The 25,149-nt window shown below is 69.5% G+C and carries 25 protein-coding genes and 2 pseudogenes; 12 read left to right on the forward strand and 15 right to left on the reverse strand.

Annotated features, from left to right (window positions below; genetic code table 11):
• Positions 1–125: 125 nt before the first annotated feature.
• From ACFVV1_RS10215 to ACFVV1_RS10225, 3 genes are all read right to left on the reverse strand, one after another.
• Positions 126–848, reverse strand: a complete 723-nt coding sequence (locus ACFVV1_RS10215) for a DUF981 domain-containing protein (RefSeq protein ID WP_389987402.1) — start codon at positions 846–848, stop codon at positions 126–128.
• Positions 849–970: 122 nt separating this feature from the next.
• The gene (locus ACFVV1_RS10220) at positions 971–1,549 is read right to left on the reverse strand and encodes a DUF4291 domain-containing protein (protein WP_389987405.1); all 579 of its coding nucleotides are present in this window, start codon (positions 1,547–1,549) and stop codon (positions 971–973) included.
• 369 nt (positions 1,550–1,918) lie between these two features.
• A complete protein-coding gene (locus ACFVV1_RS10225; protein WP_389987408.1) occupies positions 1,919–2,389 on the reverse strand; it encodes a transglycosylase SLT domain-containing protein in 471 nt (156 codons plus the stop codon).
• A 546-nt stretch (positions 2,390–2,935) separates the two neighbouring features.
• On the opposite strand from ACFVV1_RS10225, the gene ACFVV1_RS10230 reads away from it, so the two are divergent.
• Entirely contained in the window at positions 2,936–3,355 is a 420-nt protein-coding gene (locus tag ACFVV1_RS10230; RefSeq protein WP_389987412.1) for a hypothetical protein, read from the forward strand.
• A gap of 88 nt (positions 3,356–3,443) precedes the next feature.
• On the opposite strand, the gene mmsA is transcribed toward ACFVV1_RS10230, so the two are convergent.
• The 5 genes from mmsA to iolC are packed head-to-tail and all read right to left on the reverse strand — an operon-like array spanning position 3,444 to position 9,674.
• Entirely contained in the window at positions 3,444–4,943 is a 1,500-nt protein-coding gene (gene mmsA / locus ACFVV1_RS10235) for a CoA-acylating methylmalonate-semialdehyde dehydrogenase (protein WP_389987415.1), read from the reverse strand.
• 24 nt (positions 4,944–4,967) lie between these two features.
• Positions 4,968–6,848: a 3D-(3,5/4)-trihydroxycyclohexane-1,2-dione acylhydrolase (decyclizing) gene (gene iolD / locus ACFVV1_RS10240; RefSeq protein WP_389987418.1), complete on the reverse strand. Its 1,881-nt coding sequence runs from the start codon at positions 6,846–6,848 to the stop codon at positions 4,968–4,970.
• Positions 6,845–7,726: a 5-deoxy-glucuronate isomerase gene (iolB, locus tag ACFVV1_RS10245; RefSeq protein WP_389987421.1), complete on the reverse strand. Its 882-nt coding sequence runs from the start codon at positions 7,724–7,726 to the stop codon at positions 6,845–6,847. Before iolB ends, iolD begins: the two co-directional genes overlap by 4 nt.
• Complete coding sequence (locus ACFVV1_RS10250) at positions 7,723–8,658, reverse strand: deoxyribose-phosphate aldolase (protein WP_389987424.1); 936 nt, start codon at positions 8,656–8,658, stop codon at positions 7,723–7,725. The genes iolB and ACFVV1_RS10250 overlap by 4 nt, the downstream gene beginning before the upstream one ends.
• Positions 8,655–9,674: a 5-dehydro-2-deoxygluconokinase gene (gene iolC, locus ACFVV1_RS10255; protein WP_389987427.1), complete on the reverse strand. Its 1,020-nt coding sequence runs from the start codon at positions 9,672–9,674 to the stop codon at positions 8,655–8,657. Before iolC ends, ACFVV1_RS10250 begins: the two co-directional genes overlap by 4 nt.
• Positions 9,675–9,805: 131 nt before the next feature.
• Here iolC and ACFVV1_RS10260 point away from each other — a divergent pair, with 131 nt between their 5' ends.
• The 5 genes from ACFVV1_RS10260 to ACFVV1_RS10280 all read left to right on the forward strand — a co-directional run bounded on the left by ACFVV1_RS10260 (position 9,806) and on the right by ACFVV1_RS10280 (position 15,126).
• Complete coding sequence (locus tag ACFVV1_RS10260) at positions 9,806–10,732, forward strand: sugar phosphate isomerase/epimerase family protein (protein ID WP_389987430.1); 927 nt, start codon at positions 9,806–9,808, stop codon at positions 10,730–10,732.
• A gap of 118 nt (positions 10,733–10,850) precedes the next feature.
• Positions 10,851–11,273 carry a peptidoglycan-binding protein gene (locus ACFVV1_RS10265; RefSeq protein ID WP_389987433.1) on the forward strand — a complete coding sequence of 141 codons (423 nt, stop codon included), beginning with the start codon at positions 10,851–10,853 and terminating at the stop codon, positions 11,271–11,273.
• Between the two features lie 216 nt (positions 11,274–11,489).
• Positions 11,490–11,687, forward strand: coding sequence for a helix-turn-helix transcriptional regulator (locus ACFVV1_RS10270; protein WP_389987435.1), 198 nt, complete (start codon positions 11,490–11,492; stop codon positions 11,685–11,687).
• 582 nt (positions 11,688–12,269) lie between these two features.
• Positions 12,270–12,578 (forward strand): heavy-metal-associated domain-containing protein, encoded by a 309-nt coding sequence (locus ACFVV1_RS10275; protein ID WP_389987438.1) that lies wholly within the window; start codon positions 12,270–12,272, stop codon positions 12,576–12,578.
• A gap of 130 nt (positions 12,579–12,708) precedes the next feature.
• Positions 12,709–15,126, forward strand: coding sequence for a heavy metal translocating P-type ATPase (locus ACFVV1_RS10280; protein ID WP_389987441.1), 2,418 nt, complete (start codon positions 12,709–12,711; stop codon positions 15,124–15,126).
• Positions 15,127–15,597: 471 nt separating this feature from the next.
• On the opposite strand, the gene ACFVV1_RS10285 is transcribed toward ACFVV1_RS10280, so the two are convergent.
• On the reverse strand, positions 15,598–16,887 hold the full coding sequence (locus ACFVV1_RS10285) for a citrate synthase (RefSeq protein ID WP_389987444.1): 1,290 nt from the start codon (positions 16,885–16,887) through the stop codon (positions 15,598–15,600).
• Positions 16,888–17,016: 129 nt separating this feature from the next.
• Positions 17,017–19,317: an ATP-dependent RecD-like DNA helicase gene (locus tag ACFVV1_RS10290; protein WP_389987447.1), complete on the reverse strand. Its 2,301-nt coding sequence runs from the start codon at positions 19,315–19,317 to the stop codon at positions 17,017–17,019.
• Positions 19,318–19,496: 179 nt separating this feature from the next.
• Here ACFVV1_RS10290 and ACFVV1_RS10295 point away from each other — a divergent pair, with 179 nt between their 5' ends.
• The gene (locus ACFVV1_RS10295) at positions 19,497–19,667 is read left to right on the forward strand and encodes a hypothetical protein (protein WP_389987450.1); all 171 of its coding nucleotides are present in this window, start codon (positions 19,497–19,499) and stop codon (positions 19,665–19,667) included.
• A gap of 104 nt (positions 19,668–19,771) precedes the next feature.
• On the opposite strand, the pseudogene ACFVV1_RS10300 reads toward ACFVV1_RS10295, so the two are convergent.
• Positions 19,772–20,647 (reverse strand): annotated as a pseudogene (locus ACFVV1_RS10300) (RNA repair domain-containing protein); the annotation flags it as partial.
• A 410-nt stretch (positions 20,648–21,057) separates the two neighbouring features.
• Here ACFVV1_RS10300 and ACFVV1_RS10305 point away from each other — a divergent pair.
• The 3 genes from ACFVV1_RS10305 to ACFVV1_RS10315 all read left to right on the forward strand — a co-directional run bounded on the left by ACFVV1_RS10305 (position 21,058) and on the right by ACFVV1_RS10315 (position 22,514).
• A complete protein-coding gene (locus ACFVV1_RS10305) occupies positions 21,058–21,564 on the forward strand; it encodes a DUF6584 family protein (RefSeq protein ID WP_389987453.1) in 507 nt (168 codons plus the stop codon).
• Positions 21,565–21,747: 183 nt separating this feature from the next.
• On the forward strand, positions 21,748–22,047 hold the full coding sequence (locus ACFVV1_RS10310; RefSeq protein ID WP_351784582.1) for a hypothetical protein: 300 nt from the start codon (positions 21,748–21,750) through the stop codon (positions 22,045–22,047).
• Entirely contained in the window at positions 22,044–22,514 is a 471-nt protein-coding gene (locus ACFVV1_RS10315; RefSeq protein WP_389987459.1) for a hypothetical protein, read from the forward strand. Before ACFVV1_RS10310 ends, ACFVV1_RS10315 begins: the two co-directional genes overlap by 4 nt.
• Positions 22,515–22,795: 281 nt before the next feature.
• Here the strand turns inward: ACFVV1_RS10315 and ACFVV1_RS10320 are convergent, their stop codons facing one another.
• A complete protein-coding gene (locus tag ACFVV1_RS10320; protein WP_389987462.1) occupies positions 22,796–23,071 on the reverse strand; it encodes a hypothetical protein in 276 nt (91 codons plus the stop codon).
• Between ACFVV1_RS10320 and ACFVV1_RS10325 the strand changes: the two genes are divergently transcribed.
• Together ACFVV1_RS10325 and ACFVV1_RS10330 are read left to right on the forward strand one after the other, a co-directional pair.
• The gene (locus tag ACFVV1_RS10325; RefSeq protein ID WP_389987465.1) at positions 23,044–23,868 is read left to right on the forward strand and encodes a Scr1 family TA system antitoxin-like transcriptional regulator; all 825 of its coding nucleotides are present in this window, start codon (positions 23,044–23,046) and stop codon (positions 23,866–23,868) included. The two genes, ACFVV1_RS10320 and ACFVV1_RS10325, sit on opposite strands and share 28 nt — an antisense overlap.
• Complete coding sequence (locus ACFVV1_RS10330; protein WP_389987468.1) at positions 23,855–24,079, forward strand: DUF397 domain-containing protein; 225 nt, start codon at positions 23,855–23,857, stop codon at positions 24,077–24,079. Before ACFVV1_RS10325 ends, ACFVV1_RS10330 begins: the two co-directional genes overlap by 14 nt.
• 53 nt (positions 24,080–24,132) lie before the next feature.
• On the opposite strand, the gene ACFVV1_RS10335 is transcribed toward ACFVV1_RS10330, so the two are convergent.
• The 3 genes and pseudogenes from ACFVV1_RS10335 to ACFVV1_RS10345 all read right to left on the reverse strand — a co-directional run.
• Positions 24,133–24,462: a hypothetical protein gene (locus ACFVV1_RS10335; protein WP_389987471.1), complete on the reverse strand. Its 330-nt coding sequence runs from the start codon at positions 24,460–24,462 to the stop codon at positions 24,133–24,135.
• A 29-nt stretch (positions 24,463–24,491) separates the two neighbouring features.
• Positions 24,492–24,701: a hypothetical protein gene (locus tag ACFVV1_RS10340; protein ID WP_389987474.1), complete on the reverse strand. Its 210-nt coding sequence runs from the start codon at positions 24,699–24,701 to the stop codon at positions 24,492–24,494.
• A gap of 151 nt (positions 24,702–24,852) precedes the next feature.
• Positions 24,853–25,113 (reverse strand): annotated as a pseudogene (locus ACFVV1_RS10345) (ATP-dependent RecD-like DNA helicase); the annotation flags it as partial.
• Between the last annotated feature and the right edge of the window lie 36 nt (positions 25,114–25,149).

The following is a 25,149-nucleotide window of genomic DNA, read 5'->3' on the forward strand; positions in this document are numbered from 1 at the left end:
GCGGCGTGCGGACAGCCGCCGGGGGGAACTCTCCGGCCTCCTTTCGGCGTACGGCACTCACCCGCCGTACTCCGTACGCGGTATGCCGAGGAGCCCTGGCCGGGCCCACCGGGGTTCTGCGCGGGTCACATGGTGTTGATGATGAGGCCGATGTGGGTGAAGTAGTTGAGCCCGCCGAAGAACAGGAACACCAGTCCGGCCAGGCCCCAGACGACTCCGATGACCGGGCTCAGCCAGCTCCTGGGCCGGCGCAGGGCGAACGGGAACAGGAGCGCCCCGATGCCCACGAGGACGTACAGCCCGGACATGAAGCTCGCTTCCAGAATCGGCCACTTCGCGAACTCGCCGGAGATGGGTTCCTCGGGCGGCGCCGCGAACAGGGTGTACTTCCAGCCCGCGGCGGCGATCCCGAAGCAGGCGAGCCCGAGGCCGAAGACGAAGACGGAGATGGGTGAGGCGACGCGGGCCGTGTGAACGATGCGGTCGGCACTGTTGAGTTCGGCACCGCGTTTCCAGAGATAGCAGGATGCGGCAAGCAGGAAGACGCCGAAGGCCAGTGCCGGTTCGCCGAAGATGATGTTGTCGAACGGGAAGCCCTGTCCGGCGAGCGGCCAGGTCAGGGTCATGTGGAGGCCGGTGGTGACAAGCGTGAAGCCGACGGCACCGAACGCCAGCACCCAGCCTTCGGGGATGATGGTGCGGTCGGGCGCGAGAAGCAGGCGCCCCAGCGCGACCACGAGCAACAGCCCGGCTCCGGCGGCCACCGCCATGATCGTGTTGTACGTCGGCATCTTGGCCCAGTCGATCTTCAGACCGGATGCCGCCAGGAGGATGGCATGGTGAGTCATGCGCGGAGCGTAATGCCCGATATGCTCACTGTCGGGTAATTAGCCCTTTTGCCCGAGTCGTGAGTGCCAGGCCGCCTACGGGGATGCGGAGGCGGCCGGTTCGGGGCCGAAGGGGCCGAGTGTCACGCTCCCACGGGATACGGCACCTCCGACGGCAGGAGTTCCGCCGCGTCGTCGAGCTGCCCGGCCGACACCAGTTCGTGGATCCGCCGGGCGAGCGGGGTGACGTCACGGATCGAGACCGTCCACTCGTCCGCGTACCGCCGCGCCGCCTCGCCGGAGAGGCCGAGTTGCAGGGAACGGTAGGTGAGCCGGTTCAGACGGAGGTCGCGCTCGGGGTCCCACTGGACGCGGGCCGGGCTCCGGCGCAGGCTGTGCTGCCAGGTGCCGCGGTCGGGGTGAACTCCCCGCACATAGTGGGAGAGTTCGGAGTTGGCCAGCGCCCAGTCGAAGCCCTCGCGGGTGATCTCGACGGCCAGGACGGTCCCCTGCCCCTCCTTCGTGGCCCAGCCGCAGCGGTACATCATCCACAGGAAGCTCGGCTTGATCCACGTCATGCGGTCGCGCTTCCAGGCGTCCGGGAAGCGCCCGTCGCGCACAGCGGGCAGCCCGATGAACGGGGCGTACGCCTGGTAGACGGTGATGGCCGTGTCCGTGTACTGGGCGCGGATCTCGTGCTGTGGCCTGGCCGGGGCGGTCATGGCCCCATCACAGCACCGGTCCGGCCGGTGAGGCGACCGAGTTACGGGCGCCGCGAAGGCCCCTGCCGTGTCGTCGGCCCCTGCCGCGTCATCGGCCGGGGCTGACATTCGCCATACGGACCTCGGTACACGCGGCTCTGTCGGGCACCGGGCACCGGGCACCGGGCCCTGGTGCCGCTCGCCTCGTACGCCGAGGCGGTCCGCCCGGAGAGGGCGACGGACTCGGCACGTCGACGCCGAAGCCGAGGAGAAGCCGGGAAAACCGAAGAAGCCGATGAAGGGGAGCCGTGACGGCTCCCTTTCTTCGGCTTCTCTTCGGTCCCGTCCCGGGACGGCCCTCGGCACGGTCATGCAACGTGAATGCCCCGGTCAGTAGGCGGAGTTGACGTTGTCGATGGAACCGTAGCGGTGGGCGGCGTAGTTGGAGGCGGCGGTGATGTTGGCGACGGGGTCGTAGATGTTCTTGGAGGTGCCGCCGACGTGGTACGCCTTGAAGGTGGGGTCGATGACCTGGAGCAGCCCCTTGGACGGGATGCCCTTGGCAGCGTTGGAGTCCCAGTTGTTGATGGCGCTCGGGTTGCCGGCGGACTCGCGCATCAAGTTGCGGTGGATACCTTCGTACGTGCCCGGGATGCCCTTCGCACGCATGACCTCCAGCGCCTGCTTGATCCAGATGTCCACGTTGCCGCCGGTGGCCTTGGCAGGGGTGGCGGCCGAGGCGCCCGGGGCGCCGGCGACGGTACCGGCCACGATCGCCGCACCGGCAGCGAGCATGCCCAGCGAAGCCTTCTTGGTCCTGGTCATACGGGCGAACTTCTTGGGCATCGCGGTGATCTGCATTCGGAAATTCCTCTTCTGTCGGGGAGCGATGCCAAGAATTGTTATGCGAAAAGGAAATCCAGGTCAATGATGGCCTTTTACTAAAAGGAATCGTATGTGGCGCCGGAAATGATCCATGAATGCACCATGAGAGCCGGTGCGACAGCGCCGATCATCTACTATTCCGCATCATAGTGACGCCCGTCACGTGGCCCACCACACACGGCATATACGCCAAATCGCTACAAGAGTGGCGCACGTCACGTGGTCTGCGCCACATAAAGGGCGGTCCATTTACTCACCGTAATGCTGAATAAGCACGCCGCATTGGCTGCGAGCGGTGAATCGCCGGCCCCTGCAACGGTCTCCGCCGGGCTCGCTCGTCGGCCCGCCCCGGGCGGCCATGACCTCAGAGGTAATTGAGCGGGTGCCTGCCCGTCCTTACCGTTCGCGTACAGGCATGCGCTCCACCGGACCGAGCGTTCGGCGGCGGCTCCCGCTCGGACCGTCGGCGGCGTTGCCTGCGTGACCTGAACGACCGCATGACAACGACAGGAGGACCCAGTGATGTCGTCCCAGAACGCGAGTACGGTCCCGGCGACGGGCACCGCCCGCTCCGACGGCCTTCTCCGGGCAGCTCTCGTGGCAGATGTGATCCTCACCGGTGCGAACGGCATCGGCTATCTCGCGCTCGCCACTGTCCTGGACTCGTTCCTCGGCGTGCCGCTCCCCGTCCAGTACGCGGTGGGCGTCTTCCTCACGGTGTACGCGCTGTGGGTGCTGGCCGTCTCGCGGCAGGAGAATCTCAGCCGCGGCGGGGTCACCGTCGTCATCGCCCTGAACGCGGCCTGGGCCGTGGCCGGTGTCGTGACCGTCGCCCTGGACGCACTGACCGCCACGACGGTCGGCAACGGCTGGATCGTGTTCCAGGGCCTGGTCGTAGCGGCCATGGGCGCGCTCCAGTACGCGGGGCTGCGGCGCATGTGAGAGCGCGGGGCGACGGCCCGTACGAACGCGGCGACGGCCCGTACGGACGGGGGATGCGTCCGTACGGGCCGTCGGCCGGGATGAGGGATCAGTGGTTGCGGGGGAAGCCCAGGTCCACGCCCTCCGGGGCGTCGGCCGGGTCCGGCCAGCGGGTGGTGACGACCTTGCCGCGGGTGTAGAAGTGCACGCCGTCGTTGCCGTAGATGTGGTGGTCGCCGAAGAGCGAGTCCTTCCAGCCACCGAAGGAGTGGTAGCCGACCGGCACCGGGATCGGCACGTTGACGCCGACCATGCCGGCCTCGATCTCCAGCTGGAAGCGGCGGGCGGCGCCGCCGTCGCGGGTGAAGATCGCGGTGCCGTTGCCGAACGGCGAGGCGTTCATGAGGGCGACGCCCTCCTCGTACGTCTCGGTGCGCAGGACACAGAGCACCGGGCCGAAGATCTCGTCCTTGTACGCGTCCGAGTCGGTGGACACGTGGTCGAGGAGGGAGAGGCCGATCCAGTGGCCGCCCTCGAAACCGTCGACGGTGTGGCCGGTGCCGTCGAGGACGACCTCGGCGCCCTGGGCCGCCGCGCCCGTGACGTAGGAGGCGACCTTGTCGCGGTGGGCCGCGGTGATCAGCGGACCCATCTCGGACGTCGGGTCGTTGCCGGGGCCGATCTTGATCTTCTCGGCCCGCTCCTTGATCTTGGCTACGAGCTCGTCACCGATGGCACCCACCGCGACGACCGCGGAGATCGCCATGCAGCGCTCACCGGCGGAGCCGTACGCGGCGGAGACGGCCGCGTCGGCGGCGGCGTCGAGGTCCGCGTCCGGCAGCACCAGCATGTGGTTCTTCGCACCGCCGAGCGCCTGGACGCGCTTGCCGTTGGCGGAGGCGGTGGTGTGGATGTAGCGGGCGATCGGGGTGGAGCCGACGAAGGAGACCGCGGCGACGTCCGGGTGGTTCAGCAGCCCGTCGACGGCGACCTTGTCGCCGTGCAGGACGTTCAGCACGCCGTCCGGCAGACCGGCCTCGGCGGCCAGCTCGGCCAGCAGGTTGGCGGCCGACGGGTCCTTCTCGCTGGGCTTGAGGACGAACGTGTTTCCGCAGGCGATGGCCAGCGGGAACATCCACATCGGGACCATGGCCGGGAAGTTGAACGGGGTGATCCCGGCGACGACACCGATCGACTGACGGATCGAGGAGACGTCGACCCGGCTGGAGACCTGGGTGGACAGCTCGCCCTTGAGCTGGGTCGTGATGCCGCAGGCCAGCTCGACGATCTCCAGACCGCGGGCGACCTCGCCCAGCGCGTCCGAGTGCACCTTGCCGTGCTCGGCGGTGATCAACGCGGCGATGTCGTCGCGGTGGGCGTCGAGCAGCGCGCGGTAGCGGAAGAGGATCGAGGTGCGGGTGGCCAGCGAGGACGTGCCCCAGGTGGCGTAGGCGCCCTTGGCGGCGGCCACCGCGGCGTCGACCTCTTCGAGGGAGGCGAGCGCGACCTGGGTGGTGACGGCGCCGGTGGCCGGGTCGGTGACGGGGCCGTAGTTGCCCGACGCGCCCTCGACGGTCTTGCCACCGATCCAGTGGTTGACGGTCTTCATGACAGAACTCCTTCAGTGGCGTCTTCAGAGGTGGCGGCGTCGGTCGGCGACGTGTCGGTCGTACTCTTCCCGGGCTTTCACGGCCGACGGCCGGGTGGCCGTTTCGGCTACGGGAACATCCCACCACGCATGCGCCGGAGGCGGGCCCGACACTGTGTCTGCCGTTTCGGTCTCGACGTAGACACAAGTGGGACGGTCCGCGGCGCGCGCCTCGGCAAGGGCTTCGCGCAGGTCACGCACGGTCTTGGCGCGCAGTACCCGCATCCCGAGCGAACCGGCGTTGGCCGCGAGGTCGACGGGGAGCGGGGGGCCGGTGAACGTGCCGTCGGCGGCGCGGTGACGGTAGGCGGTGCCGAAGCGTTCGCCGCCGACCGTCTCGGAGAGACCGCCGATGGACGCGTATCCGTGGTTCTGGAGGACGACCAGCTTCACGGGGAGTTCCTGCTGCACCGCGGTGACGATCTCGGTGGGATTCATCAGATACGTGCCGTCGCCGACGAGGGCCCAGACGGGGCGGCCGGGGGCGGCCAGCTGGACCCCGATCGCGGCCGGGATCTCGTAGCCCATGCAGGAGTACCCGTACTCGACGTGGTACTGGTGCGGGGAACGGGTCCGCCAGAGTTTATGCAGGTCGCCGGGGAGCGAGCCGGCCGCGTTGATCAGGATGTCGTCCTCGGTGACGAGCGCGTCGAGCAGGCCGAGGACCTGGACCTGGGTGGGGCGGGCGTGCGGGTCGTCGGCGGTGAACGCGGCGGTGACACGCTGCTCCCATTTCTCCTTGGCCTCGGTGTACTCGGTCTCGTAGGACGGGTCGACACGGTGGTTGCGTGCGGCGAGCGCGGCGGTGAGGGCCTCGAGGGCGGTGCGGGCATCGGCGACGAGCGGGAGCGCGCCGAGCTTGTGGGCGTCGAAGCCGGTGATGTTGACGTTGAGGAAGCGGACGGCCGGGTTCGAGAAGAGCGTGGCGGAGGCGGTGGTGAAGTCGGAGTAGCGGGTGCCGATGCCGATCACCAGGTCGGCGGTGCGGGCCAGTTCGTCGGCGGTCGCGGTGCCGGTGTGGCCGATGCCGCCGACGTCGGCGGGGTGGTCGTGGCGCAGGGAGCCCTTGCCGGCCTGGGTGGAGGCGACGGGGATACGGGTCGCGGCGGCGAACGCGGCGAGGGTCTCCTCGGCCGCGCTGTGACGGACGCCGCCGCCCGCCACGATCAGCGGCCGGCGGGCGCCGCGCACGGCCCGTACCGCCCGGTCGAGCTCGTGCGGATCGGGGGCGGGGCGGCGTACGTACCAGACGCGCTCGGCGAAGAACTCCTCCGGCCAGTCGTACGCCTGGGCCTGTACGTCCTGCGGCAGCGCGAGGGTGACGGCGCCGGTCTCCGCCGGGTCGGCGAGGGTCCGCATCGCCTGGAGGGCGGCCGGGATCAGGGCCTCGGGGCGGGTGATCCGGTCGAAGTAGCGGGAGACGGGGCGCAGACAGTCGTTGACCGAGATGTCGCCCGCCGCCGGCACTTCGAGCTGCTGGAGCACGGGGTCGGCGGGCCGGGTCGCGAAGGTGTCCCCGGGCAGGAGGAGGACGGGGAGGTGGTTGATGGTGGCGAGGGCCGCGCCGGTGACGAGGTTGGTGGCGCCGGGGCCGATGGACGTGGTGACCGCGTGCGCGGAGAGCCGCCCGGACTGGCGGGCGTAGCCGACGGCGGCGTGCACCATGGCCTGTTCGTTGCGGCCCTGGAGATAGGGCATGGCGCGGCCGGACTCGACGAGCGCCTGGCCGACTCCGGCGACGTTGCCGTGGCCGAAGATGCCCCAGGTGGCGCCGATCAGCCGCTGCCGCCGGCCGTCGCGCTCGGTGTACTGGCGGGCCAGGAAGGACACCAGGGCCTGGGCGGTGGTCAGACGGCGGGTACTCATGCGGGTGCCTCCGTCCCGTACAGCGGGAGTCTGGGGTCCACCGGCTGGGCGGGCCAGGTGTCGCGGATCCAGCTGTGGTCGGGGTGGTCGGTGATCAGCCACTCCCGCTGCTCCCCCGGGCCCGCCATCACGTTGAGGTAGTACAGGGTGCGGCCGGGGGCGGCGATGGACGGGCCGTGCCAGCCGTCGGGGATGAGGACCGCGTCGCCGCTGCGGACCTCGGCGAGGACGTCCGTACCGCCCGCCCGGGACGGCGACACCCGGTGGTAGCCGAGGCCGTCGTCCGCCACCTCGAAGTAGTAGATCTCCTCCAGCACGGATTCGGCGCCGGGGCGGTACTCGTCGTGTTTGTGCGGCGGGTAGGACGACCAGTTGCCGCCGGGGGTGAGGACCTCGACGGCGATCAGCCGGTCGCACGCGAAGGTGTCGGCGGCGGCGAAGTTGTTGACCTGGCGGGAGCAGTTCCCGGAGCCGCGCAGCTCGACGGGTACCTCCGGCGCGGGGCCGTAGCGAGCGGGGAGTCGTCGCTCGCACTTCGCTCCTGCCAGGGCGAAGCGGCCTCCTGCGCCGGAGGCGATCTGTGCATGGGCGTCACGCGGTACATAGGCGAAGTCGGATACCCCGCTGAACACGCTTTCCCGGCCCAGCAGTTCAAAGATCTCACCTGAGGTGTGCACCGTACAGCCACCGGTCAACGGCAGAACGATCCACTCGCTCTCCCCGGTGACAAGTGTGTGAACTCCGCCCGGCTCCAGCTCCAGCACGCGCAGGCCCGACCGGTCCCAGCCGGCGCGCTCCGGGCCGATGTCGAGGGCGTAGGGGCCGCGCGCCGTGGATCCCGCGCGGACGTGGTACCGCGGTTCTTCGTACGTCGTCATACCCATCCCCTACCCGATACCCGGTCCCCACCCGTTCCTCTCGGCTCCAGCAGCGATACGGCCGTGTCGACGGCCGCGGCCACTTTCCCGTCGGCCGGGTAGAGCAGCGAACGCCCCACCACCAGGCCCTGGACCGTGGGCAGTCGCAGCGCCGTGCGCCACTTCTCGAACGCGCCGTCCAGGTCGTCGCCCACCTCGCCGCCCAGCAGCACGGCGGGCAGCGTCGAGGCCTCCATCACCCGGGCCATGTCGCCGGGGTTCTCGGTGACGGGCACCTTGAGCCAGGTGTACGCGGACGTCCCGGCCAGCCCCGAAGCGATGGCGATCGAGGTGGTGACCGCCTCCGCACCGAGGTCGTTGCGGACGTGGCCGTCCATGCGGCGGCAGAGGAACGGCTCGACGAAGACCGGCAGCCGGTACGCGGCCATGGCGTCGATGGCCCGGGCGGTGGCGTGCATGGTGTCGAGCGAGCCGGCGTCGTCGTAGTCGATACGGAGGAGCAGCTTGCCCGCGTCGAAACGGAGCCGGTCGAGGTCCTCGGGGCGGTGGCCGGTGAAGCGGTCGTCGAGTTCGAAGGCGGCGCCCGCGAGCCCGCCGCGGTTCATCGAGCCGATGACGACCTTGTTCTCCAACGCGCCGAGCAGCAGCAGGTCGTCGAGGATGTCGGCGGTGGCGAGGACGCCGTCGACGCCGGGGCGGGAGAGGGCGAGGCAGAGCCGTTCCAGGAGCTCGAAGCGGTTGGCCATGGCCAGTTCGCGGTCGCCGACGGCGAGGGAACCGCGGGCCGGATGGTCCGCCGCGATGATCATCAGGCGTCCGCCGTCGCCGACGAGGGGACGTCTGCGGCGGTGCGCGGCGGCCTCGGCGACGGCCTCGGGGTGGCGCATGCGCAGCTGGACGAGTTCGGAGACCGAGGAGGCCGGGGGCGTCATGGGGTGGCTCCGGTGGGGCGGGAGGTGACGGCGCCTGCGGTCAGGGCCGCTTCTACTTCGTACGGGAACGGCATGGCGGACGAGCAGGCGAGCCGGGAGGCGACGATCGCACCGGCGGCGTTGGCGTACCGCATGACGCGTTCGGTCTCCCAGCCGGCGAGAAGCCCGTGGCAGAGCGCCCCGCCGAAGGCGTCACCGGCGCCGAGGCCGTTGACCACCTCGACCGGCAGCGGCGGCACATCGGCCACCGTGCCGTCGCGGTGGACGGCGAGGACGCCCTTGGGGCCCTGTTTGACGACGGCCAGCTCGACACCCGCGGCGATCAGGGCGCGGGCGGCCGCGTACGGTTCGCGCTCGCCGGTCGCGATCTCGCACTCGTCGAGGTTTCCGACGGCGACGGTGGCATGGGCGAGGGCCTCGCGGTAGCGGGCAGTTGGGGTGGAGGAGGTCATGGAGTCGGTGGTGGCGGAGTCGGTCGTGGAGTCGGCGTCCCAGAACATCGGGCGCCAGTCGAGGTCGAAGACGGTGATGCCGTTCCGGTCGCGGGCGCGGAGTGCGGCGAGGGTCGATGCGCGGCTCGGTTCGGCGCACAGCCCGGTGCCCGTCATCCAGAAGACCCGGGCGGAGCGGACCGCGTCGAGGTCCAGCTCCGAAGCGTGGATCTCCAGGTCGGGAGCCTTGGGCCGACGGTAGAAGTAGAGCGGGAAGTCGTCGGGCGGGAAGATCTCGCAGAAGGTGACCGGCGTCGGATACGCGTCGACGGGCGTCACCCAGCGGTCGTCCACCCCGAACTCCCGCAACTGCTGGTGGAGATAATCCCCGAACGCGTCCCGGCCGGTACGGGTCACCACCGCGGCCCGCCGGCCGAGCCGGGCCGCGGCGACGGCGACATTGGTGGGTGAGCCGCCGAGGAACTTCCCGAAGGTGTCGACCCGGGCCAGTGGCTGACCGGTCTGCAGGGGGTAGAGATCCACACCGATCCGGCCCATGGTGATCACGTCGTACAGCTCAGGCATCTGCGTCCCTTCGACCGGCGACCGGGCGGCTGCTCCCAGGTCTAGCCCTCCCCCGCACCCCTGTCAACGCTTTGTCAGGACATACGGACGAATCATTGACACGGTTCCCCGGGGCCGGGAGGCTGGGCGGCATGACCTCCTCCGCAGCGGCTCCGGCCCGTATCCGTATCGGTTCGGCACCCGACTCGTGGGGGGTGTGGTTCCCCGACGATCCGCGGCAAGTGCCCTGGCAGCGCTTCCTCGACGAGGTCTCCGCGGCGGGTTACGAGTGGATCGAGCTCGGTCCGTACGGCTACCTCCCGACCGACCCGGCCCGTCTCGCCGACGAGACCCGCCGCCGCGGACTCACGGTCTCGGCCGGGACCGTCTTCACCGGATTGCACCACGGCCCCGGCGTCTGGGACCGGACCTGGGCGCATGTCGCCGATGTCGCGGCACTCACCCGGGCGATGGGCGCCGGGCATCTGGTGGTCATCCCGTCGTTCTGGCGCGACGACAGGACGGGCGAGCTCCTGGAGGACCGGGAGCTGACCGCGGAGCAGTGGCGCGACCTCACCACCCTGACGGAACGACTGGGCCGCGAGGTGGGGGACCGGTTCGGGCTGCGCATCGTCGTCCATCCGCACGCCGACACCCATATCGACAGCGAGGAGAACGTCGCCCGCTTCCTCGACGCCACCGATCCCGACCTGGTCTCGCTCTGCCTCGACACCGGCCACTACGCCTACTGCGGCGGCGACAGCGTCAAGCTGATCGAGACGTACGGGGAACGGATCGGCTATCTGCACCTCAAGCAGGTCGACCCGGAGATCCTGGCCCAAGTCGTGGCGGACGAGGTGCCGTTCGGGCCCGCCGTGGCGCGCGGCGTGATGTGCGAACCGCCGGGCGGGGTGCCCGCGCTGGAACCCGTGCTCGCCGCCGCCCGCGAGCTGGACGTCGATCTCTTCGCCATCGTCGAGCAGGACATGTATCCGTGCCCGCCCGACAAGCCCCTCCCCATCGCCCGCCGCACCCGGGACTTCCTCCGCACCTGCGGCGGCCCGCACCGGGTCCCCTGACACGCCGAGGCGCGCCCAGAAGTGACGTAGGGGCGGTACGCGGTGTTGTCCTCGATGAGAAGCCGGTGCGCGGCCCCGGCCGCCGCACCCCACCACGCCGCACGAGGAGCAACTCACCATGATCCGGAAGATGCTGTCGTCCCGCAGGACGGCCGGGGCCCCGGCCCTGGCCGCGGTCGCTCTGACCGCCGCCCTCGCCGCGGGCCCGGGTACCTCGGCCGCCTCGGCCGACGAGCACAACCCGCCGCCACCGCCCGGCTCCAGCCCGGTCTGCGCCTTCTACGACGGCGACGGGCCGACCATCTACGGCGAGCAGGGCGAGCAGGTCTCCCAGGTGCAGTGCATGCTGGCCAACCGCCACTATCTGCCGTGGTCCGCGGTCGACGGAACGTTCGGACCGCAGACTTTCCTCGCCGTGCAGCGCTTCCAGGCGGACCACCCGCCGCTCAGGCCGGACGGCCTGGTCACCGCGGCGACCTGGTCGGCGCTCTGGCACGCGGGGCCGAGTCGCACGACGCCTCTCCCCTATCCGCCGGTGTGACCACGGCGCACACCGCCCTCCCCCCGGTCTCCCGTAACCACTTCGTCACACATGTCCGCGTTACGCGGCTCTTCCGTCACAGGCGCACGACAGCCCCTCCCCGGGACCGACTCCCTCTCGTTGCACCGAGGGCAGGCTGAGTGATCGTCAGCGTCCGTGCCGCGGCTCCCTCGACGGCCTTCCCGGCTGCCGCCGCGGTGCAGAGAGGTGACACCTATGACGGACAGCAGGCTCTGGTCCTACAAGGACATCGCGGCGCACATCCGGGTGCGGCCGGACACCGTCCGCTCGTACCGAAAACACGGCCTCCTCCCGTCACCGGACCATGTGGAGAACGGCAGACCCTACTGGTACGCGGACACCATCCGCGCCTGGGTCGCCTCAAGACCCGGCAACCGAGGACGCGGGGACTGACACCCGAGGCCCCGTACGGCGAGCGCGCCCGGAAGCCCGCCCGCCGTACGGGGCCTCCTCTTCCGCCGGATGTGCACCCTTCTGCTCCGCCAGGTGTGCACCCCTTCTGCGCAACGTGACACTTCCCCCTCCACCTGTCACGTTCACGCCGCCCCCTGCCGCCGCCGGCCGGCCCCGGCCACGGCTACCCCCCTCCGCACAACGTGACACTCACCCCCACACCTGTCACGTTACGTAACACTCCCTACGTGGGACCGGGGCGAAACCGCCGGTTCGGGCACGGCTCCTGGACGGCGATCACCGGTGGCGTCCCACTCTCTCCTTCCGGAGGCCGAACGGGCGTTTCCACCCCGCCGCGCCCGCGATCGCCACCTGTCCCGGCATCACCGTGCTGCACTCGCTCCGGGACTCGATGCACGGCGTCACGATCCGGCCGGCCACCCGGGCACCGACACCCGCCTGAACCGCCGGCGTTCGCATTCATACCCCCTAGGGGTATAATCTGAAGAGTGTCGAGGGACACCGGGTCTTCCGGGGCCCCTGCCGCCACACCCTTCTGCGCTCATCGAAGAGGAGAACACCATGACCGCCGAGACCCAGCTCCCCCAGGCCACCGGTTCCTGCTGCTCGCCGAGTGGCTCCTGCCACGGCAGCACGGACAGCGGCGACGGGTCGGGCGCGGTGACCACCGTCTACCAGGTGTCCGGCATGACCTGCGGCCACTGCGAAGGTGCCGTCTCCGAGGAGATCTCCGGTATCGAGGGCGTCACCTCGGTGAAGGCCGTCGCCTCCACCGGCCAGGTGACCGTCGTCTCCCGGGCCCCGCTGGCGGAGGACGCCGTGCGCGCCGCGGTGGACGAGGCCGGTTACGAGCTCGTCGGCCGGGCCTGAACACCATCGGGACCCACCCGCCACACCCGGAAACACCGAATCACCCGCATCACCCCCCTTTGCCGCCGGGCCGGACCGACCAGCAGATACTGGTGGGGTACGGCCCGGCAGGCGTTTCAGGAGTTCGGACATGCACAGTGCGACAGAGGCCGAGACCCCGGCGGCCGAGAGTTCACGGGCAGAGCTCACGATCGGCGGGATGACCTGCGCCTCCTGCGCGGCCCGCGTCGAGAAGAAGCTCAACCGGATGGACGGCGTCACCGCCAGCGTGAACTACGCGACCGAGAAGGCCCGTGTCTTCTTCGGTCCGGGGACCGATCTGGCGGACCTGATCGCCACGGTCGAGAGGACCGGTTACACGGCGCAGCCCGTACGCCGCCCCGAACCGGCACCGCCCGCACCGCCCGCACCGCCCGCACCGCCCGCCACCGCGCGGGTCGCACCCGCCACGCCCGCGGACACCGTCGAAGGCTCCCCCGAGGTCGGCACCGAAGCCGGACCCGGCACCGGGACCGAACCCCGGGCCGACGACGGCAGCACCGAAGCCGAGAGCGACCCCGCCGAGCGGCGCGCCGCCGTCGCACTCGCCTCACTGCGTCAGCGCCTGATCGTCTCGGCCGTCCTCGCCGCGCCCGTCGTCGTGCTCGCGATGGTCCCGGCGCTCCAGTTCGACAACTGGCAGTGGCTCTCCCTCACCCTCGCCGCCCCCGTCGTCGTCTGGGGCGGGCTGCCCTTCCACCGCGCCACCTGGGCCAACCTCCGGCACGGCGCGGCCACCATGGACACCCTGGTCTCGGTCGGCACCCTCGCCGCCTTCGGCTGGTCCCTGTGGGCGCTGTTCTTCGGCGACGCGGGCACGACCGGGATGCGGCACGGCTTCGACTTCACCGTCTCGCGCGACGGAGCCTCCTCCACCATCTATCTGGAGGTCGCCGCCGGTGTCATCACCTTCATCCTGCTGGGCCGCTATCTGGAGGCGAAGTCCAAGCGGAAGGCCGGTTCCGCCCTGCGGGCGCTGATGCACCTGGGCGCCAAGGACGTCGCCGTCCTCAAGGGCGGTACGGAGGTACGCGTCCCCGTCGGCCGGCTCACCGTCGGCGACCGCTTCGTCGTCCGCCCCGGCGAGAAGATCGCCACCGACGGCACCGTCGTCGAGGGCACGTCGGCCGTGGACGCCTCCATGCTCACCGGCGAGTCCGTCCCCGTCGATGTGGGCGTCGGCGACTCCGTCACCGGGGCCACCGTGAACGCCTCCGGCCGGCTCGTCGTCGAGGCGACCCGGGTCGGCGCCGACACCCAGCTGGCCCGGATGGCGAAGCTCGTCGAGGAGGCGCAGAGCGGCAAGGCCGAGGTACAGCGCCTCGCCGACCGGATCTCCGCGGTCTTCGTCCCCGTGGTGCTGGCACTGGCGCTGGCCACCCTGGCCGGGTGGCTGTCGGTCACGGACGACGTGACGGCCGCGTTCACCGCCGCCGTAGCCGTACTGATCATCGCCTGCCCCTGCGCCCTGGGCCTCGCCACCCCGACCGCCCTCATGGTCGGTACCGGGCGCGGCGCCCAGCTCGGCATCCTGATCAAGGGCCCGGAGGTCCTGGAGACCACCCGCCGCATCGACACGATCGTCCTCGACAAGACCGGCACGGTCACCACCGGCCGGATGACCCTGCTGGACGTACACACGGCGGACGGTACGGACGAGAGCGATGTGCTGCGGCTCGCGGGCGCCCTGGAACACTCCTCCGAGCACCCCATCGCCCGGGCCGTCGCCGCCGGAGCCGCCGAACGCACCGGTGCCGCCCTCCCCACCCCCGAGGACTTCACCAACGTCGCGGGCCTCGGCGTACGCGGCACGGTCGAGGGCCACCGGGTACTGGTCGGCCGCCCGCAGCTGCTCGCCGACGCGGGCATCACCGTCCCCGAGGCCCTGTCCGGCGCCGTGGCGGACGCGGCGGCCCGGGGCCGTACGGCGATCGCGGTCGCCTGGGACGGCCGGGCGCGCGGCGTCCTCGCCGTCGCCGACGCGGTCAAGGAGTCCAGCGCGGACGCCGTCGCCGAACTGCGCGCGCTCGGCCTCCATCCCGTCCTGCTGACCGGCGACAACCGGGCCGTGGCGGACGCCGTGGCCCACGCCGTCGGGATCGACGAGGTCCACGCCGAGGTCCTGCCCGAGGAGAAGGTCCACGTCATCGAGCGACTCCGGGCCCGGGGGCGTTCCGTCGCCATGGTCGGTGACGGGGTCAATGACGCGGCCGCCCTGGCCACCGCCGATCTCGGCCTGGCGATGGGAACCGGTACGGACGCCGCGATCGAGGCCGGCGATCTCACCCTCGTTCGTGGAGATCTCAAGGTGGCGGCTGATGCGATCAGGCTCTCCCGCCGCACCCTGACCACCATCAAGGGCAACCTCTTCTGGGCATTCGGTTATAACGTAGCTGCCCTGCCCCTTGCGGCATTTGGCCTGCTCAACCCTATGATTGCCGGAGCGGCGATGGCGTTCTCATCGGTCTTCGTCGTGACGAACAGCCTGCGGTTGCGCGCCTTCACGTAACATCCACAAAGAGATTTAGATCACACCGGTTTCAGGGTAACCATTCGGTGGGTTCGCGAGTCTAAGAGTGCGATGCCAAGGATGTCTTGGGGGACGTCCGTCGAAGTGTCTTGGGGGATGCTTCGGGCAAGCGTTGGCCGGGGCACGTGCACCGGGGAGCTTTGAGCGGCCCTCCCGTGCGTACGTACCCCGGCAGACCGCACCGGAAGTACAAGTGAAGAGCGCGCAGCGTGCCCAGGAGCTTCGGCTCCCACAGACGCCCGGCCGGATCCCGTGGGGGGAATCCGCTCCGGGACATGGGAAGCGCCTCGCTGTCGGCCCGTGGGGGGATCGATGGCGGGGCGCTTCTCGCTGCCCGTGCCCCTCGGGCATGCAAATCGCCCCGGACACCGCGCTCTGTGCGAAAGCGCGGTACACGGGGCGAAGACAACCGGCCGGGCGGCCGGGGGTGGTACGGCGTCGGTACGAGACTCAGCGGCTCTCGACCGGGACGAAGTCGCGCAGGACCTCGCCGGTGTAGATCTGGCGCGGGCGGCCGATGCGGGAACCCGGCTCCTTGATCATCTCGTGCCACTGGGCGATCCAGCCGGGGAGTCGGCCGATCGCGAAGAGCACGGTGAACATCTCGGTCGGGAAGCCCATGGCCCGGTAGATCAGACCCGTGTAGAAGTCCACGTTGGGGTAGAGGTTGCGGGAGACGAAGTACTCGTCGGAGAGCGCGTGCTCCTCCAGCTTCAGCGCGATGTCGAGCAGCTCGTCGGACTTGCCGAGCGCGGACAGCACGTCGTGCGCCGCGGCCTTGATGATCTTGGCGCGCGGGTCGAAGGACTTGTAGACGCGGTGGCCGAAGCCCATCAGCCGGACGCCGTCCTCCTTGTTCTTCACCTTGCGGATGAAGGAGTCGACATCGCCGCCGTTGGCCTGGATGCCTTCGAGCATCTCCAGCACCGACTGGTTGGCGCCACCGTGCAGCGGGCCCCACAGCGCCGAGATACCGGCGGAGATCGAGGCGAACATGTTCGCCTGCGAGGAGCCGACGAGACGCACGGTGGAGGTCGAACAGTTCTGCTCGTGGTCCGCGTGCAGGATGAGCAGCTTGTCGAGCGCGGAGACGACGACCGGGTCCAGGTCGTACTCCTGGGCGGGGACCGAGAAGGTCATACGCAGGAAGTTCTCGACGTACCCGAGGTCGTTGCGCGGGTAGACGAACGGGTGGCCGATCGACTTCTTGTACGCGTACGCCGCGATCGTCGGCAGCTTGGCCAGCAGCCGGATCGTCGAGAGGTGGCGCTGCTCCTCGTCGAACGGGTTGTGGCTGTCCTGGTAGAACGTGGACAGCGCGCTGACGACCGAGGACAGCATGGCCATCGGGTGGGCGTCGCGCGGGAAGCCGTCGAAGAACCGCTTGACGTCCTCGTGCAGCAGCGTGTGCTGGGTGATCTCGTTCTTGAAGGTCGACAGCTCGTCGACCTTGGGAAGCTCGCCGTTGATGAGCGTGTACGCGACCTCGAGGAACGTCGAGCGCTCGGCGAGCTGCTCGATGGGGTAGCCGCGGTAGCGCAGAATGCCCTGCTCACCGTCGAGGTAGGTGATGGCGGATTTATAGGCGGCGGTGTTGCCATATCCGCTGTCCAGCGTCACCAGACCGGTATTGGCCCGGAGCTTCCCGATGTCGAAGCCCTTGTCGCCGACGGTGCTGTCGATCACCGGGTAGGTGTACTCGCCGTCGCCGTACCGCAGTACTACAGAGTTGTCGCTCACGTCATCCCTCACCGACGTAGTGCCTCTTCTTCGAGGTTCCCTGACTGTCTCCACCCTCCCCCATTTGGCTCAGGAGAGTGCACTCGGGGTCATCCATTGGACCTACTCGCGGCACTGAGTGCCGCGAGCTTACTCATCCTGCCCCCTTGACTCCGGTTCCGGAAGGGCTCCGTGATGTTTCCCACCGATTTGATCGATCATTTTTTCGGCGGATCCTCCGCCCGCGCCCCCTGCCAGCCGGTAATCCAGCGCCGTACAGCGCCTGCCTGCGGAAACCGTGCGGACGGCCTGGCCGATCGCCTGTCGCGACCCGACCAGCACGACAAGCTTCTTGGCCCTGGTCACGGCGGTGTACAGGAGGTTCCGCTGCAGCATCATCCAGGCGCTTTTGGTGACGGGGATGACGACGGCCGGGTACTCGCTGCCCTGGGAGCGGTGGATCGTCATGGCGTACGCGTGGGCCAGCTCGTCCAGCTCGTCGAAGTCGTAACCGATCTCCTCGTCCTCGTCCGTGAGGACGGTCAGCCGCTGTTCGTCCAGGTCGAGGGCGGTGACGACGCCGACCGTGCCGTTGAAGACGCCGTTCTCCCCCTTGTCGTAGTTGTTGCGGATCTGGGTGACCTTGTCGCCGACCCGGAAGACCCGGCCGCCCACCCGCTTCTCGGGGAGGTCGGGGCGGCCCGGGGTGATGGCCTGCTGGAGCAGCCCGTTGAGCGTGCCCGCGCCGGCCGGGCCGCGGTGCATGGGGGCGAGGACCTGGACGTCACGCCTCGGATCGAGGCCGAACTTGGCCGGGATACGACGGGCGGCGACGTCCACAGCGAGGACGCCGGCCTGCTCCGTCTCGTCCTCGACGAAGAGGAAGAAGTCGTCCAGGCCCTGGGTGAGGGGCGGCGTCCCGGTGTTGATGCGGTGGGCGTTGGTGACGACGCCGGACTTCTGGGCCTGCCGGAAGATCGTCGTCAGCCGGACCGCCGGAACGGGTCCGCCCTCGGCCAGCAGATCGCGCAGCACCTCCCCCGCGCCGACCGACGGCAGTTGGTCGACGTCCCCGACGAGCAGCAGATGGGCACCGGGTGCCACGGCCTTGAACAGCTTGTTGGCGAGCAGCAGATCGAGCATCGACGCCTCGTCGACGACGACCAGATCGGCGTCCAGCGGCCGGTCCCGGTCGTAGGCCGCGTCCCCGCCCGGCTTGAGTTCGAGCAGCCGGTGCACGGTGGACGCCTCGGCCCCGGTCAGCTCGGAGAGCCGCTTGGCCGCCCGCCCGGTGGGCGCGGCCAGCACCACCTTGGCCTTCTTGGCGCGGGCGAGTTCGACCACGGAGCGGACGGTGAACGACTTCCCGCAGCCGGGCCCACCGGTCAGCACGGCGACCTTGCGGCTGAGCGCGAGCCGGACGGCGGCCTCCTGCTCGGGGGCCAGCGTCGCCCCCGTACGGCCCGCGAGCCAGGTCAGCGCCTTGGCCCAGTCGACGTCCTGGAAGGCGGGCATCCGGTCCTCGGGCGTCCGCAGCAGCCGCTGCACCTGCGCGGCGAGCGCGACCTCGGCGCGGTGGAACGGCACGAGGTACACGGCGGTGACCGGTTCGCCGCCCTCGGGCGACGGCACCTTCTCCCGTACGACGCCCTCCGGGTCCTCGGCCAGTTCGGCGAGGCACTCGATGACCAGCCCCGTATCGACCTGGAGGAGCTTCACGCCGTCGGCGATCAGCCGCTCCTCGGGGAGGAAGCAGTGCCCCTGGTCGGTGGATTGCGACAGTGCGTACTGCAGCCCGGCCTTGACCCGCTCCGGACTGTCGTGCGGAATGCCGACCGCCTGGGCGATCTTGTCGGCGGTGAGGAAGCCGATGCCCCAGACGTCGGCGGCCAGCCGGTAGGGCTGGTTCTTCACGACGGAGATCGAGGCGTCCTCGTACTTCTTGTAGATACGGACGGCGATGGAGGTGGAGACCCCGACCCCCTGGAGGAAGACCATCACCTCCTTGATCGCCTTCTGTTCCTCCCAGGCGGCGGCGATCATCTTCGTCCGCTTCGGTCCGAGCCCCGGCACCTCGACCAGCCGCTTCGGCTGCTGCTCGATGATGTCGAGGGTGTCGACCCCGAAGTGGGTGGTGATCCGGTCCGCCATGACCGGGCCGATGCCCTTGATCAGCCCGGAGCCGAGATAGCGGCGGATGCCCTGGATGGTGGCGGGCAGCACGGTCGTGTAGTTCTCCACCGTGAACTGCTTGCCGTACTGGGAGTGCGAGCTCCAGCGCCCCTCCATCCGCAGCGACTCCCCGACCTGGGCACCGAGCAGCGACCCGACCACCGTGAGCAGATCACCGCCGCCCCGCCCGGTGTCGACGCGGGCGACGGTGTACCCGTTCTCCTCGTTGGCGTACGTAATGCGCTCGAGCACACCTTCGAGGACGGCCGTGTTGGACATGTTCCGACGGTATCGGTTCCCACCGACAACGCATTCCCGGCCTCGGAGGCCGCCCGTTTCCTGTGATGACGGCGCCTGAGCAGCGCTGTCCGGACCGCCGGGAACACAGCCGGGCCGGGCCTGTTGCGCCCATGGTCAAGGATCGGAATGATCAGCAACTCCGGTGTGAGGAGGACGCCTTGGAATACGCCGATGGTCCGAGCGTGCACAGTGCTGTCCCTATCGAGGCAGCCGTGCCACGGGTCTGGGAGCTGGTGACGGACATCCGTCTGCCGGCCCGGTTCAGCCCGGAGTTGCGGCGCGTCGCCTGGCTCGACGGGGCGAACGGGCCCGTGGTGGGAGCACGCTGAGGAGGGCGGTCGGAGCGGCTGGGAAGCTGTTGTCCGGCGGCGCTCTGACCCAGCCGGCCATGGCCTCATCTGTCGGTGATCCCGGAGAGCCATGCCGTGTCCTCCGGGCCCGGCGCTCCGAGGCCGGGCGCGGGCAGTCGGCGGACCTCGCCCGTGCGCAGGGCGACCGTGGCCCGTGGCCGCATCGGCCCGTCGCCCGTGCGTGAGAGCAGGACGAGTTCCCAGACTGTCGCCGCCATGGTGTCGAGCCGGGTGACACAGTCGGCGGTGACTCGCCGCGGATCCCGGGTCCGGCCCAGGGACAGATGTGGGGTGAAGTTCTTGGCGGGCCCACTGCAGCGCGGGAACCGCTGCTGCAGCAGGCGGTGCAGGTGGGCCCACGGCGCCTGGCCGGCTGCCGTCGGGTCGAGCCACACGGTGAAGTACGCCCTGTGCCGGAAGGTGCGCACCCCGTCCAGCCGGGCGGTGAAGACCGGCGAATCGGACGTCGCCGCGGCGAGCAGCGGGGCGGCCCGCTCGAAGTCGGACTCCGGCACGAAGCCGAAGAGCACATTGACGTGCGGCGGCCACCGGTGGATCTGCGGATCGTAATCCCGGCGGATGCCCTGGATCGGCGGCCACAGCTCCGCAGGCGGGATCCAGGCCACCGCTGTGCGGGCCGTCGGGGGCACGTCGAGGACGCCGATGGGATCGCCCCTGCCGGAGCTCGTATCGAAGCTCAGGTCCGCTTGCGGGTCCCGCACCCGGCCGGCGCCCGGCGCATCGATGCGGTCCACGCCCGTGGCCCGGTCCCAGACCACCTCGCCGTCCGCCTCGATGAACACCACCCGGTGCCACGGGATGTCGCCCCCGGGCACGAAGGAAGGCAACGGGATGCGTTTGCAGGCATCCCCGCGCCGGCTGATCCCCAGCACGAACCGGGCCGGGTCGAACCGCGGATCCCAGCGGACCCGGTGATAGATCTCGTCGCTGGTTCGCATCACGCCTCCTCGCCCACTCACGCCGCGACCGGCCGGACCGCCGCTTCAGTGCGGCTCCACATACTCCACCTTCACCACATCCGGCACGTCGGGCAGCTTCTCCCGGTCGGCTGCCGCCGCCTCACACACGGCGGGGCTCGGGCTGGATGACGTCCTTCGTCAACGGCCACGGAGTCGCGGATGACCAGCCGACAACTGGCATGGTCTTGTTATCGAACTCGTCGTAGAAGCCCAACAGCCCCAGCACCGCACCGACCTCCCCCTACGCATGTGCGCCCACGTCGTCGGACCGCCCTCTGCCGCATCGAGCGCACTCCCGGCCAGGCGCAGAAGCTACAACCGGTCGGTCTCCGGGGCACCTTGAAATAATTCGCTTACACATATCCGCGGGCACGCCCGATGATGTGCGCATGGCACTGAAGGAGACGCTGGAGCGCGTGGACGCGGACCTTGCTGCGGGACGTGTGCCCATGGCCCGCCAACGACTGCGCGGACTGGTCTCGTCCTACCCGCACTACCCGGCTCTGCGCCGACGCCTTGCCGACGTCTACCGGATGTACGGCGACCCTGCCGAGGCCGGCCGTTGGACGTACCTCGAAGAGGACAGGCTTCCGGACGAGGTCGCCGCGTTCGAGAAGAGGTACTGCGACCCGGTGAGCCGGATGCGCGCCCTTGCCTGGCAGGGCGCGGAATCGGCGGCCGACTCCCCCTTCGTCGAGGAACAGTTGGCGACAGTGCGGACCGCCGCCTCCAAGGCCCTCGGCCACCCGGTCACCTGGGACACCCTCGCCGAGGTCCGGAGTGACGCGCCGGAGGCCGGGTCGCTTCGCCGGCCCCTGGCGGCCGTGGGCTGCGCGCTCCTGGCTATCGTGTTCGTTGCGATCTGGGTGAACGGGTTCCTCGACCTCTTCCGCTGACGGCGAGTGCCTCGACGTCGCCCGTGGCTACGCCACCGTCCCTGTCCGCGACAGCAAAGCGCCCCGCGGCCCGGCGCTCGTCTTCTCCGCTTCTCCGCCGACGTACTCCGACGGTACCGGGCGGGTACGACATCCCCCACCGGACCTACGACACCCCGTAACACTCGGTGTTACCGTAATGGCATGGCAACCGAGCGCTTTTCGATCAGCATGCCGGCCGAGGTTCGGGACCGGATCAGAGAACATGCCGCAGACGCCGGACTCGACGTCTCCACGTTCCTCACGATCGCCGCACAAGCGCAGATGGACCAGCAGGACCGCGTCAGGAAGATCTTCAAGTCGTTCGAGGAGGCCCGCGCGGAGGCCGAGGAGCAGGCGGGCACCGGCACCTGGGCAGGCGACGAGATCGAGCTGACCAGCGAGGAAAGGGCGAAGGTCGACGCTATTCTCGGCCGCACCTCGCACGATGAGGCCGCCGCGTGAATGTCGTCGTCTACGACACGGGGATGCTGATGGCACTGGTGAGCCAGGACCGTCGGGCGCACATCCTGCACAAGGGCTTCATCGCGGCCGGTGGACACCAGCCGATCGTCCCTGGCCCGGCCCTCTCGCAGGCCTGGCGAACGAGCCCGAAATCCGCCTACGCCTGGAAGCGCCTTCTCGCCGACGTCGTGGTATATCCAGCAGCCGGGGCCCGCTACCCCGCCGACCTGGCGCCCCGCTGCCTCCCCTGTGCGGGGGGAATGGCCATCGAAGGCTGGAAAACGATCGGCGACATGATCGGCGCGGCCGCACTGCCCCCCAAGAAACGACCCGACCCGGTGGATGCCCTGGCCGTCCTCATCGCGGCCGTCCACGGAGGAGGCAGCGTGCTCACCTCCGACACCGACGACATCGAGGCGTACGCCGCCACACTGCCCGAAGCCAATATCTCGGCCGTAGCCGTCTGACTCGCGGGTCCGGTCAGGGACCGCCCACCTCCGGCCCCTGACGGGATGGCGGCGCCAACCACGCCTCGCCCCCGGTCCGCGCCGGGCTCAAGTGCGGCCCCCAGATACCGCCCGGCATCGACCATCTTGCGGGCGTAGGCAATGTTCGTGGCGAACGCCTCGAACTGACTGGTCTGCGGCCTGGGAATGGCCATCGTTGAGCCCCCGTACTGTCACATGTTCTCCGAGCTGCGTGAGCAGGTTTCGTGACGGTCCGGGAGCTCGTCAAGCGGGTTGCCGACTCACCGGCTGTCGATGTCCGGTTCTCGGTGCCCCAGCCTGTCACTGTCCGGAACAGGCCCGCTCGCGTTCAGCCGCGAACCCCGGCTCTCCGCCACCCGCTTGACCTCCTGCAACGACTCGCTCAGCCGGCTGGCGAGGAAGTGGAGCTCCGCGCCGGTAACCCGTCGGTCTGCCAGCAGGTCGGCGGCGTGGCCGAGCAGGTCGTCCGCCATGCCGAGTTGGATGCTCTCGATACCGTCGGCCATCCGTGACACGTAGCCGGTGCCGTCCCCCACCGAGGGAGAAGTACGGGGAGGAGCTGAGGCTGCGACGGACGGCGGCGGGGCTGACCCAGGAGGCTCTGGGCGATGAGGTGGTGTGCTCGCCGACGTTGATCAGTCATTACGAGGCGGGGCGGCGGCTGCCCAACCCGGACGACACCCAGCGGGTCGACCGGGCGCTCGGGACGGACGGATTCTTCGCCCGATGGCTGGAGGACCTGGAGACGAAGTACGCCGATCACTTCGCCGTAATGGCGGAGTTGGAGCGGCAGGCAACGCTGATCCAGCAGTTCGCCCTCTCTCTGGTGCCTGGCCTGCTTCAGACGGACGGTTACGCGCGTGCGCTGTTCCGCGCGTACCGGCCGAACCATCGGCAGGAGGACCTTGACAGAGATGTCGTCATCCGAACGGAGCGTGCCCGGATCCTCGACGAACCGTTGAACCCTGTCCTGTGGACCATGCTGGACGAGGCCGTGCTCAGGCGTCAGGTCGGTGGGCCACAGGTCATGGCGGAGCAACTGCGCAAGATCGCGGACATGGCCGAGGCCGGACGGCTGCGGCTGCATGTGCTGCCGTTCGGTGTAGGGGCACACGCACTTCAGCAGAGCCTTCTTTCCCTGCTGGGCTTCGCGGATTCTGCGCCGGTGGCTTATGTCGAAGGCTTCTTGACGGGCAATTTGATGGACGATCCGGCTCTGGTGAGGTCCAGCCAGACGGCCTACGATCTTGCCTTGAGCGATGCGATGTCACACCAGGAATCACTGGCCCTTGTGCGGGCAGCAGCAGAGGAACACGAACATGGTCAGCAATAAGCACAGCGTCACCGACTCGTCCAAGCTCACCGGGTGGTTCAAGTCCAGCTACAGCGGTGGCGACCAGGGCGAGTGCCTTGAGGTCGCCGACGGCTACGCCAACATCCCCGTCCGTGACAGCAAGACCCCGAGCGGCCCCGCACTCGTCTTCTCCGCCGACGGGTGGTCGTCGTTCGTCTCGGCGGTCAAGGACGACAGCATCAACGCCTGAACCAGGCTGTGCCTCGCAACTGGTCGGTAATGACGGCCGAGTTGCAAGGCACCTCATGCGTGCGAAAGGAAGCCCTCACGCAGGGCCGGGTCGCGTAACAGGGAGAGGATCTCTTCCTCACCATCGAAGAGCAGCTCCGCGGCCGGGTGTTCCGACTGGTGAAACATCGCGGCCAGTACATCGGCAAGTGGACGGTTCCAAGCCACTCGCACCACTTCGGCCGCCTTGCTGTGCTGGTTCCTGTCCGTAGCGATACGCCACAGTTCGACCGATTGCTTGGCCGTCCCGTAAGCCGTCCTGCGTCCCTCGACGAGGACTCCCCGATCATTGAGGCCGAACACCTCTGTACATGCCTCGCCTTGGGCGGTCAGACCCTTGTACATGCAGAGCGGCAGCACCAGCCGCAGGTGGTTCAGCGGGTCCTGAAGTGGATGCCTGTCCGTGTGACGAGATCCTCGGCCAGGACTTCGCCGAACTGGCTGGCCTGGACCTGGGCGGCGTTCGGATTGCTGAAGACGTTGAGCTCGGCCTGGGCTCCGTACAGGGCGAGAAGCGGCTGATGCTGATAGAGCACTCCGAAGTTCGGAGATGCCTTTGCCAGGTCCCGAAGCCAGTCGTCCACGCTGTTCCCACCCCGCTTGTACAGATCGTCAAGATGGTCGAGTTTACGAGGTGTGGAGTGATCGGGCTTTGCGTTTTGCCAGGTTCTTCATACCGGTAGCAAGAGCCGGTCGGCGCGCCCGGCATCACCTTGACCTTCTTGGTTCGGGTCGGCGGCGGATGCCTTGGATGGTGGCGGGCAGCACGGTCGTGTAGTTCTCCACCGTGAACTGCTTGCCGTACTGCGCGTGCGAGCTCCAACGCCTCCCCATCCGCAGGAACTCCTCCACCTGGGCGCCGAGCAGCAAGCCGACCACCGTGAGCAGATCACCGCCGCCCCGCCCGGTGTCGACGCGGGCGACGGTGTACCCGTTCTCCTCGTTGGCGTACGTGATGCGCTCGAGCACACCTTCGAGGACGGACATGTTGGACATGTTCCGACGCTGCCGGTTCCCACCGACAGCGCGGTT

This window comes from Streptomyces sp. NPDC058092 (genome assembly GCF_042884935.1).
Lineage (GTDB): Bacteria > Actinomycetota > Actinomycetes > Streptomycetales > Streptomycetaceae > Streptomyces.

Excerpts from the sequence above, each read along its gene's own strand:
- ACFVV1_RS10215 (WP_389987402.1), bottom strand. The coding sequence starts at position 848 with ATGACTCACCATGCCATCCTCCTGGCGGCATCCGGTCTGAAGATCGAC.
- ACFVV1_RS10220 (WP_389987405.1), bottom strand. The coding sequence starts at position 1,549 with ATGACCGCCCCGGCCAGGCCACAGCACGAGATCCGCGCCCAGTACACG.
- ACFVV1_RS10225 (WP_389987408.1), bottom strand. The coding sequence starts at position 2,389 with ATGCAGATCACCGCGATGCCCAAGAAGTTCGCCCGTATGACCAGGACC.
- ACFVV1_RS10230 (WP_389987412.1), top strand. The coding sequence starts at position 2,936 with ATGTCGTCCCAGAACGCGAGTACGGTCCCGGCGACGGGCACCGCCCGC.
- mmsA (WP_389987415.1), bottom strand. The coding sequence starts at position 4,943 with ATGAAGACCGTCAACCACTGGATCGGTGGCAAGACCGTCGAGGGCGCG.
- iolD (WP_389987418.1), bottom strand. The coding sequence starts at position 6,848 with ATGAGTACCCGCCGTCTGACCACCGCCCAGGCCCTGGTGTCCTTCCTG.
- iolB (WP_389987421.1), bottom strand. The coding sequence starts at position 7,726 with ATGACGACGTACGAAGAACCGCGGTACCACGTCCGCGCGGGATCCACG.
- ACFVV1_RS10250 (WP_389987424.1), bottom strand. The coding sequence starts at position 8,658 with ATGACGCCCCCGGCCTCCTCGGTCTCCGAACTCGTCCAGCTGCGCATG.
- iolC (WP_389987427.1), bottom strand. The coding sequence starts at position 9,674 with ATGCCTGAGCTGTACGACGTGATCACCATGGGCCGGATCGGTGTGGAT.
- ACFVV1_RS10260 (WP_389987430.1), top strand. The coding sequence starts at position 9,806 with ATGACCTCCTCCGCAGCGGCTCCGGCCCGTATCCGTATCGGTTCGGCA.
- ACFVV1_RS10265 (WP_389987433.1), top strand. The coding sequence starts at position 10,851 with ATGATCCGGAAGATGCTGTCGTCCCGCAGGACGGCCGGGGCCCCGGCC.
- ACFVV1_RS10270 (WP_389987435.1), top strand. The coding sequence starts at position 11,490 with ATGACGGACAGCAGGCTCTGGTCCTACAAGGACATCGCGGCGCACATC.
- ACFVV1_RS10275 (WP_389987438.1), top strand. The coding sequence starts at position 12,270 with ATGACCGCCGAGACCCAGCTCCCCCAGGCCACCGGTTCCTGCTGCTCG.
- ACFVV1_RS10280 (WP_389987441.1), top strand. The coding sequence starts at position 12,709 with ATGCACAGTGCGACAGAGGCCGAGACCCCGGCGGCCGAGAGTTCACGG.
- ACFVV1_RS10290 (WP_389987447.1), bottom strand. The coding sequence starts at position 19,317 with ATGTCCAACACGGCCGTCCTCGAAGGTGTGCTCGAGCGCATTACGTAC.
- ACFVV1_RS10305 (WP_389987453.1), top strand. The coding sequence starts at position 21,058 with ATGGCACTGAAGGAGACGCTGGAGCGCGTGGACGCGGACCTTGCTGCG.
- ACFVV1_RS10310 (WP_351784582.1), top strand. The coding sequence starts at position 21,748 with ATGGCAACCGAGCGCTTTTCGATCAGCATGCCGGCCGAGGTTCGGGAC.
- ACFVV1_RS10330 (WP_389987468.1), top strand. The coding sequence starts at position 23,855 with ATGGTCAGCAATAAGCACAGCGTCACCGACTCGTCCAAGCTCACCGGG.
- ACFVV1_RS10335 (WP_389987471.1), bottom strand. The coding sequence starts at position 24,462 with ATGTACAAGGGTCTGACCGCCCAAGGCGAGGCATGTACAGAGGTGTTC.